Annotated in this window: 15 protein-coding genes and 2 pseudogenes; 9 read left to right on the top strand and 8 right to left on the bottom strand. The window is 41.9% G+C overall.

Annotation, left to right across the window (positions count from 1 at the left end):
• The first annotated feature begins 270 nt into the window (after positions 1 to 270).
• From DXA05_RS24295 to DXA05_RS28135, 3 genes are all read left to right on the top strand, one after another.
• Entirely contained in the window at positions 271 to 1,173 is a 903-nt protein-coding gene (locus DXA05_RS24295) for a vitamin B12 dependent-methionine synthase activation domain-containing protein (protein ID WP_117684592.1), read from the top strand.
• Between the two features lie 68 nt (positions 1,174 to 1,241).
• Positions 1,242 to 1,754: a sigma-70 family RNA polymerase sigma factor gene (locus DXA05_RS24290; RefSeq protein WP_117684594.1), complete on the top strand. Its 513-nt coding sequence runs from the start codon at positions 1,242 to 1,244 to the stop codon at positions 1,752 to 1,754.
• Between the two features lie 5 nt (positions 1,755 to 1,759).
• Positions 1,760 to 2,335 (top strand): hypothetical protein, encoded by a 576-nt coding sequence (locus tag DXA05_RS28135; RefSeq protein ID WP_258998374.1) that lies wholly within the window; start codon positions 1,760 to 1,762, stop codon positions 2,333 to 2,335.
• A 24-nt stretch (positions 2,336 to 2,359) separates the two neighbouring features.
• On the opposite strand, the gene DXA05_RS24280 is transcribed toward DXA05_RS28135, so the two are convergent.
• Both DXA05_RS24280 and DXA05_RS24275 read right to left on the bottom strand, forming a co-directional pair.
• Positions 2,360 to 5,227: an AAA family ATPase gene (locus tag DXA05_RS24280; protein ID WP_117684596.1), complete on the bottom strand. Its 2,868-nt coding sequence runs from the start codon at positions 5,225 to 5,227 to the stop codon at positions 2,360 to 2,362.
• Positions 5,224 to 6,477 (bottom strand): exonuclease SbcCD subunit D C-terminal domain-containing protein, encoded by a 1,254-nt coding sequence (locus DXA05_RS24275; RefSeq protein WP_128859719.1) that lies wholly within the window; start codon positions 6,475 to 6,477, stop codon positions 5,224 to 5,226. The genes DXA05_RS24280 and DXA05_RS24275 overlap by 4 nt, the downstream gene beginning before the upstream one ends.
• A gap of 120 nt (positions 6,478 to 6,597) precedes the next feature.
• Here DXA05_RS24275 and DXA05_RS24270 point away from each other — a divergent pair, with 120 nt between their 5' ends.
• Positions 6,598 to 7,356, top strand: a complete 759-nt coding sequence (locus DXA05_RS24270; RefSeq protein ID WP_004315944.1) for a lysophospholipid acyltransferase family protein — start codon at positions 6,598 to 6,600, stop codon at positions 7,354 to 7,356.
• Between the two features lie 109 nt (positions 7,357 to 7,465).
• On the opposite strand, the gene DXA05_RS24265 is transcribed toward DXA05_RS24270, so the two are convergent.
• From DXA05_RS24265 to DXA05_RS24255, 3 genes are all read right to left on the bottom strand, one after another.
• The gene (locus tag DXA05_RS24265) at positions 7,466 to 7,942 is read right to left on the bottom strand and encodes a hypothetical protein (protein ID WP_015532826.1); all 477 of its coding nucleotides are present in this window, start codon (positions 7,940 to 7,942) and stop codon (positions 7,466 to 7,468) included.
• Positions 7,943 to 8,107: 165 nt separating this feature from the next.
• Positions 8,108 to 9,862 carry a tetratricopeptide repeat protein gene (locus DXA05_RS24260; protein ID WP_128859718.1) on the bottom strand — a complete coding sequence of 585 codons (1,755 nt, stop codon included), beginning with the start codon at positions 9,860 to 9,862 and terminating at the stop codon, positions 8,108 to 8,110.
• Between the two features lie 42 nt (positions 9,863 to 9,904).
• Positions 9,905 to 10,639, bottom strand: a complete 735-nt coding sequence (locus DXA05_RS24255) for a DUF4369 domain-containing protein (protein ID WP_008021792.1) — start codon at positions 10,637 to 10,639, stop codon at positions 9,905 to 9,907.
• 157 nt (positions 10,640 to 10,796) lie between these two features.
• Here DXA05_RS24255 and DXA05_RS24250 point away from each other — a divergent pair.
• The 5 genes and pseudogenes from DXA05_RS24250 (at position 10,797) to DXA05_RS24230 (ending at position 17,437) form a co-directional block, all read left to right on the top strand.
• Positions 10,797 to 12,040 (top strand): annotated as a pseudogene (locus DXA05_RS24250) (anaerobic sulfatase-maturation protein).
• A gap of 54 nt (positions 12,041 to 12,094) precedes the next feature.
• A complete protein-coding gene (locus tag DXA05_RS24245) occupies positions 12,095 to 14,254 on the top strand; it encodes a S46 family peptidase (RefSeq protein WP_165861563.1) in 2,160 nt (719 codons plus the stop codon).
• Positions 14,255 to 16,412, top strand: a pseudogene (locus DXA05_RS24240) (S46 family peptidase).
• Positions 16,413 to 16,655: 243 nt separating this feature from the next.
• On the top strand, positions 16,656 to 16,955 hold the full coding sequence (trxA, locus tag DXA05_RS24235; RefSeq protein ID WP_004315954.1) for a thioredoxin: 300 nt from the start codon (positions 16,656 to 16,658) through the stop codon (positions 16,953 to 16,955).
• A gap of 17 nt (positions 16,956 to 16,972) precedes the next feature.
• Positions 16,973 to 17,437, top strand: a complete 465-nt coding sequence (locus DXA05_RS24230; RefSeq protein ID WP_004315955.1) for a thioredoxin domain-containing protein — start codon at positions 16,973 to 16,975, stop codon at positions 17,435 to 17,437.
• Positions 17,438 to 17,581: 144 nt separating this feature from the next.
• Here the strand turns inward: DXA05_RS24230 and DXA05_RS24225 are convergent, their stop codons facing one another.
• The 3 genes from DXA05_RS24225 to DXA05_RS24215 all read right to left on the bottom strand — a co-directional run bounded on the left by DXA05_RS24225 (position 17,582) and on the right by DXA05_RS24215 (position 19,323).
• Positions 17,582 to 18,217: a SagB/ThcOx family dehydrogenase gene (locus tag DXA05_RS24225; RefSeq protein WP_165861562.1), complete on the bottom strand. Its 636-nt coding sequence runs from the start codon at positions 18,215 to 18,217 to the stop codon at positions 17,582 to 17,584.
• A 94-nt stretch (positions 18,218 to 18,311) separates the two neighbouring features.
• Positions 18,312 to 18,872, bottom strand: coding sequence for an NADH peroxidase (locus tag DXA05_RS24220; RefSeq protein WP_004297333.1), 561 nt, complete (start codon positions 18,870 to 18,872; stop codon positions 18,312 to 18,314).
• 22 nt (positions 18,873 to 18,894) lie between these two features.
• On the bottom strand, positions 18,895 to 19,323 hold the full coding sequence (locus tag DXA05_RS24215; protein WP_004315958.1) for a transcriptional repressor: 429 nt from the start codon (positions 19,321 to 19,323) through the stop codon (positions 18,895 to 18,897).
• Positions 19,324 to 19,610: the final 287 nt, after the last annotated feature.

Genomic DNA, 19,610 nt, shown 5'->3' with positions numbered 1-19,610 from the left:
GGCTTAATTATATAGCGAGGGCGAACGCCCTACGTAAAAACGACAATCTGAATTTGCGCCCTGAAAGGGCATAATTGTATACAGTTCCGCCTTTCAGGGCTTGTGGCTGGTGTGTTTTTTTCGTAGGGCGTTGCCCTACGCTATATAATTAAGCCTTTCAGGGCACCCCAATAAATATATAATTGTAAGGCTTTCAGCCTAACTGCAAAATTCCCATTTAACCGATAAATTCTCATTTAACCGATAAATTCCCATTTAATTGTATAAATTATGATTCTATCTTATAAAATACATACAGTCACTCCCTACATCAACTGGATTTACTTTTTCCACGCATGGGGTTTCCAGCCACGTTTCGCAGCCATTGCTAACATTCACGGATGTGACGTCTGCCGTGCTTCGTGGCTGACGACTTTTCCGGAAGAAGAACGTAGCAAGGCTTCCGAAGCCATACAGTTATTTAAAGAAGCCAACCGGATGCTTGATCTACTCGACCGGGATTATGAGGTAAAGACCCTATTCAAGCTCTGTAAAGCAAACGCTGACGGAGATAATTTGATTATTGAGAAAGAAAAAGACCAATTCATCACCTTTCCTTTGCTACGTCAGCAGACGCCCAAAAGAGATGGAAGTCCTTTCCTTTGTCTAAGCGACTTTATCCGTCCTCTTTCTTCCGGCATCCCCGACACCATCGGTGCTTTTGCTTCTTCTATTGATGCGGACATGGAAGGACTGTACGAACAGGACCCATATAAACACTTACTTGTCCAAACCCTCTCCGACCGACTGGCAGAAGCTGCAACAGAAAAGATGCATGAGTATGTACGAAAAGAAGCATGGGGATATGCCAAAGAAGAAAATCTGGGCATAGCGGATTTACTGGTCGAGAAGTATCAAGGTATTCGCCCTGCCGTCGGCTACCCGTCTTTACCGGATCAGTCTGTCAACTTCCTGTTGGATGAACTGCTGGACATGAAACAGATAGGCATTTCATTGACTGAAAACGGGGCCATGTATCCGCACGCTTCTGTTTGCGGACTTATGTTTTCACATCCGGCTTCCGAATATTTCTCTGTAGGAAAGATTGGAGAAGACCAACTCGAAGATTATACCCGCCGCCGGGGAAAAAGCATCGAAGAAATGCGCAAGTTTCTGGCAGCGAATCTTCAATAATCATCATTCTCCTGTGATTTTTCTCCTTTTCTCACGACTAACTAACCAGAAAAGCAAGCATAGATTCCATGAGAGAACGAACAACAGAAGCCAATCCTCCTATTGAGCAAGAGTTCTTGTCGGTAATCCGCGAATATGAGCGGGTGATCTACAAAGTGTGCTATCTGTACGCCAACCCCAATGCTCCGCTCAATGACCTTTATCAGGATGTGGTACTGAATCTTTGGAAAGCTTATCCTAAATTCAGAAAAGAATGTAAAGTATCTACATGGATTTATCGTATTGCCCTCAACACTTGTATCAGTTTTTATCGTAAAGAAAAGAATGTGCCGGAAATAGTCAGTCTCACCAAAGATACTGACTGGACCATAGAAGCACACGACCCGATCAACGAAATGCTGAAACAGCTTTATCAAATGATTAACCAGCTGGGACAACTCGACAAATCAATTATCCTGCTCTATCTCGAAGACAAAAGTTATGAAGAAATAGCAGAAATTACCGGGCTGACGGTTACCAATGTAGCGACTAAACTAAGCCGCATCAAAGACAAACTTAAAAGAATGAAAAAGGAGGAATAAGATATATGGAACTGGAAGAACTGAAAAAATCTTGGAATGCCCTGGATGAACACTTGAAAGATAAAGAGTTCATCAAAGAAGAAGAGCTTGAAAAGCTGATAAGGCATGCAGACAAAGGTATCCATGCCATTGCCAGCCTGAACATCAAGCTTATTCTGATTTCTTTGCCGATATTGATCTTATTTTTAGCGGAGGTGTTGTTGCACAACAGATTGAACCCGATCTATATCATTATCATTTTCGCATGGATTCCCGCACTTTGCTGGGACATCGTCACCACCCGCTACCTCCAACGGACTCAAATAGACGAGATGCCTCTGGTAGAGGTAATCGGTCGCGTGAACCGCATCCACCGATGGACCATCAGAGAACGACTGATTGCTATTGCTTTCCTCCTGGTACTGGCTGTACTCTCATTTATCTACTGGCAAGTGTGGCAATATGGAATAGGCATGATAGCCTTCTTTATCCTGTTATGGGGCGGAGGACTAGGATTGATTTTATGGATTTACCGCAAGAAGTTCTTAAATCGCATCCACGAAATAAAGAAGAATTTAAGCGAATTGAACGAATTAATGTAAAAGGAGACAATGGAAAGAGTGTGCTTACCGTTGTAGGGTAAGCACACTCTTTCCATTCACTTTCTTATGCACTTGCACCTGAACAGAAATTCGTTCACTCATCTCCTGTACGTGAGAAATAACTCCGATTTTCCGTCCCTGCATCTGTAATTGTTCCAATGCTTCCATTGCCGTACGCAGGCTTTCCGCATCCAAAGAGCCGAATCCTTCATCAATAAAAAGAGATTCTACTTTCAGGTTATTGCTTGATAAGGAAGACAAGCCCAAAGCCAACGCCAAAGATATCAGGAATGATTCACCACCGGAAAGAGAGTACACAGTCCGTATTTCATCACACATATCACAATCTATCACTTGAAGCGCCAACGTGTCGGGAACCTGTTGCAACTTATAGCGTTTAGAAAGGTAGGATAAATGTTTATTGGCATGAAGCAACAGCAAATTCAAAGTGTAACTTTGAGCTATCACTTTAAATTTCGCTCCGTCCGCACTGCCTATCAGTTTATTAAGTTTCGCCCAACGTTCGGCAATCGTCTGTTTCTCTGCCAGTTCCTTCGCTATCTGTTCCACAGTTAGCTTATTCTTTGCTTGTTGTAGCAGACGGGCTTCCATAGTAGAAAGAGCACGTTCGGTATTCAGGTTTTCCTCCTGTTGTTTCTTTATTATTTCGGGAAGTTGTTCGGGAGACTCAATCTTTTTATACTGTTCCTGCAATTCTCCAATAGCCAGCGTAATTTGCTTCATCTCTCCTTGCAGACCAGAAAGGCGATTGTGCACAGCCTCTACTTCTTTGCGTGCTTTCTCCAAAGCCAAATTCAGCTCTTTTTCTCTTTTTGCAACGACCGCCTCCGCTTCATCCGCACTTTTTCCTTTCAATAGTTGCGAACGTTCCTGACGGAGCACATTCAACGCTTTCTCTATAACTTCAAATCTCTTTTGTTCGGCTGAAGCAGTATTCTGCAGTAATAACAACTGTTCTTTAGCAGACGATACTTTCTGCATCGCCAGGCGACAAAGAGATACATTCTCACGAAGAGCTTCACAATGCGCACGCATCTTTTTAATTTCTTCATCGCTGCGTTGCCATTCTGCATAAAGATTACGATATTCTAAAATACGTTTTGCCAGTTCCGTCAAACGATGTTGTATCTGCTCTTCGTTACCAGCATCGATCCCAGCTTTATACAATGCCGCCAACTGTTCTCCAATCTGTCCGTCCACCATCTTCTGATGCGTCCAATCACGTTGCAAAACAATGCTCCGGTTATTGATCTGTTGACAGTTTGCTACTGCTGCATTATATTCCTGTTCTATACTCCGGAAAAGAGTATCTACTACCTCCTGTTCCTGATGGTAAGGATGCGCCGTACTACCGCAAACCGGGCAAGCTTCCCCCTCCTGCAATTGCTGACGCAATGCTTTCACGTCTTTTCCCACTGCCATACGTGCATTTTCGTAAAGGCGTTGAGTTACTTTCAATGCGGTTTCTTGTTCCGTCAATTGTTTTAGGCAATCAGTTGTTTCTTTCTCCAACCGTTCTATTTCTGCCTTTGTTTTCGTCTGCGTTTCCGTCAATTGCCGGATATTCTGTTGACGTGTCAGCTCTTTTTGCAACTTCACCTGTTCTTCGGTCAATAACGGATATCCGAAAGAGTTTAATCGCAACAACCGCTCTTCATTCGTGTTTATCCCGGCTGTCAGTTTGTCTGCTTCCTGCCGTAGAATTTCTTCCACCTGTTCTAGCTGCAACGCTTCTTCTATTCCTACATGATTCAGCAAACGGTTCAGAGAAGAATAAGAAACCTGCAACTGCTCCGTAGCCATCCGCATTTTTTGTTCCTGCTCCGACACCTGTTTATTAGCGGACTGTAACATCTGTTTCGATTGTGTGTAACTGTCCTGCTGTGACTGTATCTGTACATCCAACTGACGGGCTTTCTTCAAGTCCGGCTGTATGGCTTCCCATTGTGCCTTGAAATGCACCAATCCTTCTTCTTGTGAAGCCAATGCGCCCTGTAACATTTTCAATCTTGCTTGCTCCTCCTGTTCTTCCTGTTGCTTCTTCTTCCAAAGATCTTCCTGCATTTTTAATGAACGAACAACATTCAGTTGTTCATTCTGCTCTGCCAACAGTTTGATTCCTGTCACACGCTTTTCGGCCAACAGCTCTTTCTCTTTTTGTAAAGCAAGTAATTCTTCTTCCGGCATCAATTCGATCACATTCATTCGATTCTGAATCAAAGTGACTTCTTCCTGTGCCGCCTTATTCCGGGCATAGACTTCTTGAGAAATCCGGGAATAAACACCGGTTCCCGTCAACTTCTCAAGCAACTCCGCTTTGGCCGCTCCTTTCGATTTCAGGAATGTTGCAAAATCATTCTGCGCCAATAATACGGTACGGGTAAACTGCTCATACGTCAACCCCACCAGCTCCACCAACTGAATCAACAACTCTTTTTTGGTACCCTGGAATTCTTTCTCTGTATCCAGTTCTTTCACCTCCATCGTTTGTGGCTGCAAAGAACCGCTTATCTTATTTCTTGTCCGCCTCACCGACCAGCGAGAACGGTAACGTCGTCCGTCAATACCTAAGAAATCGACTTCCGCATAGCCGTCGCTTGTCCCCCGGCGCAATAAGTTTCTTACATCGGACTGATTTATCTGATTATCCCCTACATCTGCTAAATTTACACTTTCCACCGAAGTTGCGAAACGGGGAGCCTTATCATACAGTGCCAGACATAAAGCATCTAGTAAAGTAGACTTACCGGCACCCGTAGGTCCTGATATGGCAAATATACCTGCAGAATGTAATGGTTCTGCTGTAAAATCCACTTCTACCATCCCTTCTATCGAGGTCAGATTCTTCAATCGTATAGCCAGTATTTTCATTCTTCTTCCTCCTCTTCTTTATGAGTAGCAGCCAAATAGGCTTCCTGAAACAAACCTGTCAGTTCGGCAGGCATTTCCACCTGATAAATCTTTTCAAAGGCAGACTGCGCAATCTGCAAGGGAGACATCTCCTGCAATCCTCTCTTCCAGTTCTCGTTTTCTTTCTCCGTATTTTCTACATCGGTGCGATAGGTAGACACAATGCGTGCCAATCGATAATTTTTATCTGCCAATGCCTCCTCAATCTCCTGCCGAAGCATGGGTTCCGGTTCCTCCAGCAATACCTTCACTTCTAAATAAGGAGCTACATCCTTTGTCTCCGGCAATTCTTTCAAGGCTTCCAACACCACTTCCGGCAAGGCGGGCTCTCCATTCGGCACACTTACCAAAGGGATTAATTTCGGGCATTCCAACCGTTCAATGTCTACTGCACAACCTCCGTCAAAAGTCACCATCACGACTCCATGATGATAATGTTTCTCTGCAAAAGACATCGGAATGGGACTTCCTGCATATCTCACATTCTCCCTTCCCGACACTCGCTGCGCTTTATGTATATGCCCCAATGCCGTATACGCTATCTGTTCGGAAAAAGCTTCCGGCGATACACATTCCAGACCACCAATCACAGTACGTTCACTATAATCTTTTTCTGCAATCTCCGATCCTGTAGCCTGTAAATGACCGATGGCAAGAATCGACTGATTCGCTGTCCTTTGCTTCCATAGCCTTTGCAGAAGCTGCGAATATAGTTCGCGAACTCCCTCCGCGTACAGGTTGCCTTCCGTCTGCACGACCGGATAATCCCCCTGGCGCAAAAAAGGGACAGCCATACAAAGCAGTTCCACTTCCCCTTTCCGGTTCTTCAGTTCCACGATCAAATGGTCATAATCAATTTCTCCACCTTCAAGTTTGCGCACTACCCCTCTGACTTCTGTCCGCATAGCCTGCAACAGAGGCAAAGGAGCTTCCAGACGTGCTGCCGAATCATGATTGCCGGCCACAATGACAATTTGCAGATTCGGATTCTCCACTGTCACCCGATAAATAAACTGATAATACATGCTTTGGGATGCAGCGGAAGGGTTGGAAACATCAAAAACATCTCCGGCTATAATCAATGCATCAATCTCTTTCTGACGAATTTCTTCTGCCAGCCAATTCAGGAATACCTCATGTTCTCCCGTGCGATCATATCCAAAAAAGGTTTGTCCCAAATGCCAGTCGGCAGTATGTAATATACGTATCATAATTTTGTAACTATCTCTACTAACAAGAGGCAAAAATAACACAATCGGAAAGATTATCTCACATCTGCCTCTCTTTTTTACCAATAATCATGTATATTTGCAGGATAAAAATCCAACCCTATGAAGATACTGTATTATATTTATCAGATTTGCATCGCTTTGCCTATTTTATTAGTGCTGACCATCCTTACGGCAATCGTCACTATTGTAGGTTCCCTCTTGGGAGGAGCCCACTTCTGGGGATATTATCCGGGAAAGATATGGTCACAATTAATTTGTCTGTTCCTGTTGATTCCCGTGAAGATTGAGGGGCGCGAAAAGCTGCATGACAAAACTTCCTATATTTTTGTACCTAACCATCAGGGTTCATTTGATATTTTCCTCATCTACGGCTTCATTGGAAGAAACTTTAAATGGATGATGAAAAAAAGTCTGCGTAAATTGCCATTCGTCGGAAAAGCCTGTGAAAGCGCAGGACATATCTTTGTAGACCGTTCCGGCCCGAAGAAGGTTTTGGAAACCATCCGGCAGGCAAAAGACTCGTTGAAAGACGGAGTTTCTCTGGTGGTCTTTCCCGAAGGCGCACGCACTTTTACCGGACACATGGGATATTTTAAAAAAGGGGCTTTCCAATTGGCGGATGATTTACAGTTGGCAGTGGTACCTGTCACTATCGATGGCTCATTTGAAATCCTTCCACGCACAGGCAAATGGATACATCGCCATCGCATGATTCTGACTATTCACGACCCTATTCCTCCCAAAGGAAAAGGCATGGAAAATATCAAGGCAACCATGGCAGAGGCATACGCTGCTGTTGAAAGTGCCCTCCCGGAGCAACATAAGGGAATGGTGAAAAACGAAGATCAAGACCGGTAATTTGTGTATTATACCTAAAAATGAATATGGGGATGCTCACGCACCCCCACACTCCTAACCAGTTTTATGCATCAAACTATTAAATTAAGAAATTAAGGAATTCAGATATTTAGATGTTTTGCAAAGTTATGGTTTGGTTTGACATCATTTGCAATTCTTGAAAAGTCAAATTAAAACCTTTATGAATTTCTTTTTCTAAATTCTCCAATGAGAAAGATTCACCTCTTGCACCATTAATCTTTCCTCTAAACCGATTGTTATAATGTTTGCGGAATGTATCCGGAGTGACCAAGCCTCCAAGACCATAATCCCCCACTACAATCACCGGTTTCCGGCGTAACACCCCTTCATAGGCAGTAATCCCCGCACCAATTATTAGATCGGCTTCTTCAATCAGTTTACCTGTTTCACTCTCGGAGGATATATAATCCACCTGATACTCTGAATATTTACTTAATAGAACTCCTATCCTTAACCGCGTACGAGAATTAGCTACTCCGACAACAATGTTGGCTTTCTGTTCTATCAACTGCAATTCGTTACCTCTCCATGAAGAGGTAGCAGATAATTCATTAGGATTTTTCATATAGCTATTTGGTTTTTGTTAGGTCAAAAGTACGGCATGCATCTGAAAACACAAAAAAAGTCACCCGGACAAAATCAGTATGTCTGATTCATCGTAAAGATCTAAAATTCAATAAAATACATATTTTGATTCTGTCACTGACCCGGACAATTCATTTTTTATTTATCAAAAGTCCCTTAAAAATGCATTTAAATCTTCTTGTGAAGAAATGCCTAACCGGCCTTTTAGTCTCCCCTTCGCCTTGGTTACCGAGTCGGAAGAGGTCTGGAAAATACGAGCCAACTCTTCATTAGTCAGCCCAAATTTAAGGAAGCAACAGATTTCAAGATCACGTTTTGTCAATAAAGGAGCTTTGTCAAGCAATCGGGTAACGTAATCAGCATAGAGTAAATCAAACAGACTAAACAATTTATAGCGTTCTCCATCAGACAACTTACCTCTTAATGTTCCCTCTTTGATAGCAAGCAATAATCGAAAAGCAGATATATACTGTTCAGAAGACGGTCCGACTGTTAACTCTCCTCCTAGTTCTTTCAACAACCCCGATAAGGTTTTGTTCTGCATACTCAAAAGCACAATCTTTCCATTCAACTCGCCTACCTTCATTCGATTTTCTTCGAGTATGCGGTTCTCTTCCAGCACTTGGTCTTTCAACTCCTGGATTTCTTCCATCTCCTGCTGATATCGCTTTATCTCCTCTTCATTATCTCTAATCTGGGATTCAATCTCGGCAATCTTCTTTTTATGGTTCTTACTTTTGTAATAGTAGTAACACATATAGAAGGCTACAATCAGAAAAACAATCGTACCGCAAAACAGAAAAACTGTACGGTGCATTTTCATTTGTAAATTATCGCTCCGGAGTTTTTCGTTCTCATACTGCTTTTGCAGTTCTGTTATCAACTCCAAAGAATCGACCTCATCCAATACGCTGACAATGGAATCTGCTTTTTCATGATAGGTAATTGCTTCTTCAAAATTATCAATATCCTTTTCCAGAAAGTATAAATTGTTGTATGCGTCAATACGGGTATACTCTTTAGAAGAATTTACACTCATCTTAAAATATTTTCTGGCATTCTCCACATCCCCCATTTGTATATACAAATATCCCAAAGACATACACTCTACATATTTCCTTTCCTCATCTGTTTCTTTTTCATAAGCAGCAAGGAAATAGCGCTCTGACTTTTTCAACTCTCCCATAGAACGATACAGGATACCCAGCTCATGTAAAATGGAAACTTCAGACGGATACTGTTTTTTTCTGGCTAATTCTAAAGCATTATTATAATAGAAATAGCAACTATCCCAGTTATTCTGAAACAAATAAGCCCGGCCTATATTCTGCCCGGCTCTGACAATGCCCAAAGAATCTTTTAACTCTTCATAGATAGCGTATGACTCCTGAAAATTCCTCAACGACTCCTGATACAATTTCTTTTTCCGGTTCACCATCCCGATCTCATCGGTAGCCATGGCAAACATCTTGCAACATTGAATTTTCCCAAACATTTCCTTTGCCGAAGACAGAAACGACAAAGCCTCTTCATCTTTGCCCAGTTCACGCATCACTCTTCCATAATAATACTGCGTTTTAGCACGCATGGCGGAGTCACCACGCTTTACAGTATAGTAATTCAGTGCCAATGCAATCAACGAATCAGAAGTAAACTTCACATAGTTCTGATCCATTGCCTGCGTTAATAAAAGCGCATAATCCGCCTGCGACTTTCCACGCAATTTTTCAGGATGAGGAACTGATTTTAATAGATACAGAGCCGTATCAGGGAGAGATTCCATACACATTTCGATCTTCTGGAACACCACATCGGGGGCCTCCGAATCTCTACGACAAGAAACCGATAAGACTAAAATAAAAAAGAAAGCGGCGTATACCGAAACAGTAGTCGTTTTCATTTTACTTGAGTTTTATGCAAAAATACACAAAAAACTCAAGTATTACTTATTTGTTGAAGCATTTTGTTCCAATCGTTGATGTTCTTCTATCAACTTCATGTTTTCTCTTGCTTTAGACAGGAATTCTCTTACCAGCTTATTATCTTTAAAAGAGTAAGGAGCATCCTTTATAATATCATCTATCTGCGGAGTCATAATAGGATAGGGCAAAGAGCTGCAAAGCATCATAAATACACTGGGTCCCAATACATTTTCGTAATTGTCGGAAATGAACGTTTTCACATACTGATTCATCGCTTGCATCAGTGAATCACCTTCCACCACCAGCTGACTGTGAATTTCATCCAGATCCCCTCCATCCAATACCATACGGGTTTCTTTCTGCTCCAGTTCGCTGATACTTTCTTCTAATTGGTTTCTTTTGCTGATAAACTCGTACAACGCATTATTTAAAGAGGTTCCCACTGCCTTCAAGTCCGTATTGCTAATGGTAACTGTTATTTTTCCACTTTCCAGAACGATCGGCATAATGCTTTCTTCATCCATATAAAGCGTCACCATCTGTACGGAATCTATTTTCCCTTTCATTGAAAACAGACCATGCACCACTTCAGCAGAATCCAGCTTCACCCACTCGCCATCAAGCAGGGATTTAAGATACAGCATCTTTCCATCCAGACTATTCACTGAAGATGTTCCTTCAATCTTGTACTTACTGGTACAGGAAGCCAGAAACGGAAGCAAAAGCAAAAAAGGCAAAATTTTATTCACGTTCATCTATTCATTAAATTCTGTGCACAAAGGTACAACTGATTCAGAATTCAAAGAAACATTTTATCAATATTTAAATCTTGTAAGAGTCTTTTCTTTAATAATCCTTATAAACATAGGTGTAAGGCTATTTTTTTCATTTAGTTTATCTAATTTTGCAGTCATGAAAACATCAACATTTGCCCCTTTTGCAAAACCGCTTTACGTAATGGTAAAGCCTGTAGGTGCCGTATGTAATCTAGCATGCGATTATTGCTATTATTTGGAAAAGGCCAACCTATACAAAGACAATCCGAAACACGTAATGAGCGATGAACTTCTGGAAAAGTTTATCGACGAGTACATTAACTCACAAACCATGCCGCAGGTACTTTTCACCTGGCACGGAGGAGAAACGCTGATGAGACCGCTCTCCTTCTATAAAAAGGCAATGGAACTACAAAAGAAATACGCCCATGGACGTACGATTGACAATTGCATCCAGACCAACGGAACTATGCTCACTGACGAATGGTGCGAATTCTTCCGTGAAAACAATTGGTTGGTAGGTGTCTCCATCGACGGTCCGCAGGAGTTTCATGACGAGTATCGCAAAAACAAATTGGGAAAACCTTCTTTTGTGAAAGTGATGCAAGGCATCAATCTTCTGAAGAAACACGGGGTAGAATGGAATGCAATGGCAGTTATCAATGACTTCAATGCCGAATATCCGTTGGAGTTTTATCGTTTCTTCAAAGAAATCGGTTGTCAGTATATCCAATTCGCTCCCATCGTTGAACGCATTCTTTCACATGAAGACGGACGTCATCTCGCTTCTCTTGCCGAAAATAAAGCCGGAACACTGGCTGACTTTTCAATCACTCCGGAACAATGGGGGAACTTCCTCTGTACTCTCTTTGACGAATGGGTGAAAGAAGATGTAGGCAAATACTATGTGCAGATATTCGATTCTACCTGGCCAACTGGATGGGTGAGCAACCCGGTATATGCACGATGGCAAAGACTTGCGGACATGCCGGTGTAATGGAATTCAACGGAGACGTTTATTCTTGCGACCACTTTGTATTCCCCGAATATAAGTTAGGCAACATTTACAGTAAGACACTGGTAGAAATGATGCATAGCGAGCGTCAGCACAACTTCGGAAACATGAAATACCAGTCTCTCCCTACTCAATGCAAGGAGTGTGAGTTCCTGTTTGCCTGCAACGGGGAATGCCCTAAAAATCGTTTTAGCCAAACAGCAGAAGGTGAACCGGGATTGAACTACTTATGCAAAGGTTATTATCAGTTCTTTAAACATGTAGCTCCTTACATGGACTTTATGAAAAACGAACTGATGAATCAACGTCCGCCTGCTAATATCATGGAAGCTTTAAGAAATGGAGAATTGAGAGTGGAGAGTTGAGAATGAGAAACAGAACATATTAACAATCATATATTCAAATTTTATCATTAAATAATGAACAAACTAAGATTTTATCTGGTAGCGCTGGCTGCGCTTTTTGTATTTTCCGTTAGAGCGGATGAGGGTATGTGGCTATTGCAATTGATGCAACAGCAACACTCCATAGACATGATGAAAAAACAGGGATTAAAACTGGAAGCCCAGGACTTATATAATCCAAACGGCGTTTCTCTCAAAGATGCCGTAGGTATATTCGGAGGTGGATGTACAGGAGAAATTATCTCGCCCGAAGGTTTGATTCTAACCAATCACCACTGTGGCTACGCTTCCATCCAGCAACATAGTAGTGTTGAGCACGATTATCTGACAGATGGTTTCTGGGCTACTTCCAGAGACAAGGAGCTTCCTACTCCGGGACTGAAATTTACATTTATCGAACGTATCGAAGATGTTACAGACATTGTCAATGCCAAAATTGCAGCGAAGGAAATCACCGAATCCGAATCATTCAGCAATACATTCCTTCAAAAGCTGGCTCATGACCTTTATTTCAAAAGTGACCTGGCAGACAAAAAAGGAATTGTTCCGCAGGCTCTTCCGTTCTATGCCGGAAATAAATTCTATCTTTTCTATAAGAAAATATATCCGGATGTACGTATGGTAGCTGCTCCCCCCTCTTCTATCGGTAAGTTTGGCGGTGAGACAGACAACTGGATGTGGCCGCGTCATACCGGCGACTTCTCCATGTTCCGTATCTATGCTGACGCGAACGGTGAACCGGCAGAATACAGTGAAAACAATGTCCCCCTGAAAACAAAGAAACATTTGTCTATCTCTATCAAAGGGGTGAAAGAGGGAGATTACGCAATGATTATGGGATTTCCCGGAAGCACGAGCCGTTACCTGACTGTATCAGAGGTGAAAGAACGTATGGAATCGGAGAACGACCCGCGTATCCGTATTCGTGGCGCACGTTTGGCTGTCCTGAAGGAAGTGATGAATGCCAGTGACAAAATCCGTATTCAGTATGCTAACAAGTATGCGGGTTCCAGCAATTATTGGAAAAACTCCATCGGTATGAATAAAGCCATCATCGATAATGATGTGTTGGGAACGAAAGCTGCACAGGAAGCTAAATTCGCAGAATTTGCAAAGGCACAAAACAATGCCGAATATGCGGCAGTCGTGAAGAACATCGACGACCTGGTAGCTAAAACAACTCCTCTCAATTATCAATATACTTGTTTGAGAGAGACTTTCTTCGGAGCTATCGAATTTGGTAATGTCATGTTATCTAAAACACGTGAAGCATTGCTTGAAAAGAACGACTCTGTGATCGAAGCACGTATGAAAGCGCTGGAAAGCACTTACGAAAGTATCCATAACAAAGATTATGACCATGAAGTAGACCGCAAAGTTGCTAAAGCATTGTTCCCGTTATATGCGGAAATGGTTCCGGCTAACCAGCGTCCGTCTATCTACAAAGTAATTGAGCAGAAATATAAGGGCGATTACAACAAATTTGTTGATGATATGTACGACAACTCTATTTTTGTCAACCGCGCAAACTTTGAGAAGTTTACAAAGAAGCCGTCAGTGAAAGCAATCGACAACGATCTTGCATTACAATACTGCCAGTCTAAATATGACTTGATGGATAAACTGGTTTCCCAGCTCAAGGACATGGATCAAGAACTGGCTTTACTGCACAAAACTTATATTCGTGGTCTGGGCGAAATGAAATTGCCTGTCCCCTCTTACCCGGACGCAAACTTTACCATTCGTCTGACTTATGGTAACGTGAAACCATACGATCCGAAAGACGGCGTACACTACAACTATTACACCACCACTAAAGGAATTCTTGAGAAAGAAAATCCGGAAGACCGCGAGTTCGTTGTACCTGCCAAACTGAAAGAGCTGATTGAGAAGAAAGATTATGGCCGTTATGCTTTACCGAACGGTGATATGCCTGTCTGCTTCCTGTCTACCAATGACATCACCGGCGGTAATTCCGGCAGCCCGGTATTGAATGAAAACGGAGAACTGATCGGTTGTGCTTTTGATGGTAACTGGGAATCATTGAGCGGTGACATCAACTTCGACAACAACCTGCAACGTTGTATCAACCTGGATATCCGTTATGTCCTGTTCATTCTGGAGAAGTTAGGCAACTGCGGACACCTGATTAATGAAATGACAATCGTAGAATAAATGAGAAAACAAATCCTATTTGTCCTATTTTCACTGGCAACTCTTAGCATCCACGCCGACGAAGGCATGTGGATGCTAACCGATCTGAAAACCCAGAACGCAGTTGCCATGCGCGAACTCGGTCTTGAAATTCCGATCGAAGAAGTATACGACGCGAACGGTCTTTCTCTCAAAGATGCTGTGGTACACTTTGGAGGAGGATGCACGGGAGAAATTATCTCTTCCGAAGGACTGGTACTAACGAATCACCACTGTGGTTACGGAGCTATCCAGCAACACAGTAATGTAGAACATGACTACCTGACAGATGGTTTCTGGGCTATGAACCGTGACGCGGAACTTCCTACTCCGGGATTGACCGTTACATTTATCGACCGGATTCTGGATGTGACCGATTACGTCAACGAGCAACTGAAAAAAGATCCGGACCCGGAAGGTGTCAACTACCTGTCACCAAGTTATCTGGGCACCGTGCAGAACGTTTCGCCAAAGCAGAGAACATAGAAATAACTCCTACAACAAAACTGGAGCTCAAGGCTTTTTACGGAGGAAACAAATATTATATGTTCATCAAAACAGTGTACAGTGATATTCGTATGGTGGGCGCTCCTCCTTCTTCCATCGGCAAATTCGGTGCAGATACCGACAACTGGATGTGGCCTCGTCACACAGGCGACTTTTCCCTTTTCCGTATTTATGCGGACAAGAACGGAAAACCGGCAGAATATTCAAAAGACAACGTTCCTTTGCAGGTAAAGAAACACCTGAAAATCAGCATTGCCGGAGTTCAGGAAGGAGACTTCACCTTTGTCATGGGATTCCCGGGACGTAACTGGCGATATATGATTTCCGACGAAGTGGAAGAGCGGATGCAAACGACCAACTTTATGCGCCAACATGTACGTGGAGCCCGTCAGAAAGTACTCATGGAGCAAATGCTGAAAGATCCTGCCGTACGTATTCATTATGCGAGCAAATATGCTTCATCAGCCAACTACTGGAAGAATGCCATCGGTATGAATGAAGGACTGGTACGTCTCAACGTACTGGATACCAAACGTGCGCAACAAGAGGAATTATTAGCCCGTGGCCGTGAAAAAGGAGATGATTCATATCAGAAAGCTTTTGATGAGATTCGTTCTATTGTGGCTCATCGCCGTAACGCGATCTATCATCAGCAGGCTATCAATGAAGCATTGGTCACCGCCCTTGATTTTATGCGCATCCCTTCCACGATGGAATTGGTTGCCGCTCTGAAATCAAAAGATAAGGAGCAAATAAAAGAGGCGAAGCTAAAATTAAAGCAAGAAGCTGATAAGTATTTTGCTTCTGTCCCCTTCCCCGAAGTAGAACGGATGGTTGCCAAAGAGATGCTGAAAACTTATGCCAACTATATTCCGGAGGAACAACGAATCAATATCTTCGAAATCATCAATCCCGTTTCAAGGGAAGTATCGATGCCTTCGTCGATGCTTGCTTCCAACATTCTATTTTTGGCAATCCTAAAAACTTTGAGAAGTTTATCAAGAAACCAAGTTTGTATAAAATAGGATATGACTGGATGATATTATTCAAATATTCTATTACCGACGGGATCTTGAAAACAGCCATTGCCATGAAAGAAGCCAATCAGAACTATGACGCTGCTCATAAAGTATGGGTGAAAGGCATGATGGATATGAGACAGGAAAAAGGTACACCTATTTATCCGGACGCCAATTCAACTTTACGTTTGACCTACGGCCAGGTACTTTCTTATGAACCCGCTGACGGTGTTGTGTATGATGCTCATACCACCCTCAAAGGTGTAATGGAGAAAGAAGATCAGGGTAACTGGGAGTTTGTAGTGCCTCAAAAATTGAAAGAGCTGTATAAATCCCAGGATTATGGACGCTATGGTAAAAACGGTGAAATGCCCGTCTGCTTTATTGTAAACACCGACAATACAGGAGGAAATTCCGGTAGCCCGGTATTTAACAGCAAAGGCCAATTGATAGGAACTGCTTTCGACCGCAATTTTGAAGGTTTGACAGGAGACATCGCTTTCCGTCCTTCCTCACAACGAGCCGCTTGCGTCGACATCCGCTATACCTTATTTATTATTGACAAATATGCGGGAGCATCTCATATTATTGATGAATTGACTATTGTGGAATAAACAGAAGAATCATTTATAAAAAAAAAATGGATAATGAAGCCCGATGGATTTACATCGTCGTTCATTATCCATTTTTCTTTTCAACTTATCCTCATTCAGATAAACTCCTCCTAATTACTATTTCACAAACCTTACGATTACTATTGCATGAACAAAAACGACCTTTTTTCGTTATTATAATAAAATAGGATTTATATTTGCAGTCTCCAATGACTGCTATTTAACTCTAAGAAAGGAAAGATTATGGAAAAGTTTGAAGATTTAATACAGTCACCGGTACCGGTTTTAGTTGATTTCTTTGCAGAATGGTGTGGACCCTGTAAAGCTATGAAACCAGTTTTAGAAGAACTAAAATTAATTGTAGGAGATAAAGCACGTATTGCAAAGATAGATGTTGACCAGCATGAAGACCTGGCTACTAAATATCGCATACAAGCTGTCCCGACCTTTATATTATTTAAAAACGGAGAGGCTGTCTGGAGACATTCCGGCGTAATCCATAGCAGCGAGCTGCAAGGGGTTATTGAAAAACATTATAGTTAAAAAGATAAAGATAACGAATGAAGAAAGTATTAGTAATGGTAGCCCTTGTCATGGTAAGCGTGATTGTATACGCTTTCAATGACAGCGGGGAATCCAATCAAGGTAAAAAAGAGGTAACAGGTAACGGTGAAGTCGTCGTAATGGACAAAGATATGTTTCTGAAAGACGTCTTCGATTATGAGAAATCAAAGGAGTGGAAATACAAAGGCGACAAGCCCGCCATCATCGATTTATATGCAGACTGGTGCGGACCTTGCCGTCAGACAGCTCCTATCATGAAAGAACTGGCAAAGGAATATGCAGGGAAAATTGTCATCTACAAAGTTAACGTGGATAAACAAAAAGAACTGGCAGCTTTGTTTAATGCTACAAGTATTCCATTGTTTGTGTTCATTCCGATGAAAGGGGATCCACAACTTTTCCGTGGAGCTGCTGATAAAGCAACTTACAAGAAAGCGATTGATGAATTTCTCTTGAAATAATGAAGAAAATATAGTGACGGTATCCAATCAGGATAGTGACGCTATAACAAGCAAAGAGTGACGGTATCCGATAGAGATAGCGTCACTCTTTTTTATAGGCTTATAAATCTTCTTTATACAGATTATAAGTCTTCCTGCGAATCCTTATTTGAAGTATCCTACAGGATGATTCATCATTGGCATCTGACTATCTTTCAATTTCAAAACTTTCTTTAGCTGCTCATTGTCCATCGAAGCACGTGGTACTGTTGCCAAGTTAGCAGCAGAACAGAAGATTGAAATATTTTGGGAAACAATACCGGCATCCATAGCCCCCATCAACTGGCTGCGTGGACTTTTGGCATCACCAAACCGAGAAAGATCGCTGATTAAAACCAATGATACCGGAGCTGTTTTCACAAACGCCTGACCACCAGCTACTGCACCACGATAATCTCCCGCAGCTATCAGTATCAACTGATGATTTTTCGCATCATACAGATAACTTCCTTCAGGTAACACTACATATACATCCACATCCTGTTTATTCAACGCTGACGGAGCGGTTCTCATTCCGGATTCCTTACGGTTTATTCCATTAGCAGCCCACAACAAATCAGACAGATCAGCCAGACTCAATGCTTTTGAAGCATATTCGCGAGTTGAATGTCGTTCAGACAATGCCTTCATCACCGCACCAGTGCGGTTTAAATTAGGCTTCGGCAATTTAATCACCTTATCAGCAGCAAAGGCAGCCGCTGAAAGCATTAAACAGACTAACAATAGTTGTACTTTTCTCATAACTGTGGTATTTAAAAATTGATAGACAAATATAAATAAAAAAGGTCTGTATTCGTTGCGGAATACAGACCTTTTAAGAGTTTATTAGGCTTAATTATTTCTTATCACCGAAATAACGGTTGTATAATCCTTCAAAACCTTTACCGTGACGAGCTTCGTCTTTGCACATTTCGTGTACAGTGTCATGGATAGCATCCAGGTTCAGAGCTTTAGCACGAGTTGCGATGCGTTTTTTGTCTTCGCATGCACCTTGTTCAGCGTCTTTACGTTTCTGCAGGTTAGTTTTAGTATCCCATACGCAGTCACCCAACAGTTCTGCAAACTTAGCAGCATGTTCAGCTTCTTCCCAAGCGTAACGTTTGAAAGCTTCAGCTACTTCAGGATAACCTTCGCGGTCTGCCTGACGACTCATGGCCAAATACATACCAACTTCAGTACATTCTCCCATGAAGTGATTGTTCAGATCCTTAATCATTTCTTCGTCACAACCTTTTGCAACACCGATAACGTGTTCGTCAGCAAAAGACAATGCGCCACCTTCTACTTCAACAACTTCTACGAACTTGCTGGCAGGAGCTTTACACAATGGACATTTCTCAGGAGCTGCGTCACCTTCATGAACGTAACCGCATACAGTACATCTAAATTTCTTCATTTTCTTCTCAATTTTAAATTAATTAGTCAATACGTGTTTCTTTATCTTTACTTAAGCAATTCTTGCAAATACCTTTATAATAATAATGAACTTCTGATACCTGATGACCATCCATTTCCAGATTTTCCACTTGTTTAATCGCTTCCGGACATTTCAAGTCATAAATATGTCCGCAACGTTTGCAAAGAAAATGGGAATGTACAGAAGTATCCGCATCAAAGTTTGTATTCTTTTCGTCAATCGTAAGCATTAATGCCGCTCCCTGTTCGGAAAACAATTTCAAAGTATTATAAACCGTTGTCTTTGAAAGTGTCGGCATTGAAGGAGACAATGCTGTGTAAATATCATCAGCCGACGGATGAATCGGATGCTCCATCAAATATTCCATGATAGCGATGCGTTGCATGGAAGGCTTGATATTATGCTCTAATAATCGATCGTATGGTTTCATCATCTTCCTTTCTTTTCAAAGTTGTATTCATTACAATTATAAATCCAATGCAAAGATAAGAAGTCTTTATTTTATTTCCAAATAAATCTTTGATTTTATTTGTGCGGTCTTGTATCAATAAAGATAAATACAAAAATAAAAACCGTTTAAATACAAAGATTTGCTTAAACGGTTTTATTATAAAAAGATGCCCCAATTTTCGAGAAAATCTGATGTCAATAAAGTAAAAAACAAGAATACAACTAGAATGAAGCTCTTGTTCCGGCTATGATATCTGCCGGAACTTC

The sequence above is a fragment of the Bacteroides sp. AM54-2NS genome, from assembly GCF_003602935.1.
Taxonomy (GTDB): domain Bacteria; phylum Bacteroidota; class Bacteroidia; order Bacteroidales; family Bacteroidaceae; genus Bacteroides; species Bacteroides xylanisolvens.
The sequence above is the reverse complement of the archived record's forward strand: the minus strand, read 5'-3'. Positions and strand labels throughout refer to the sequence as shown.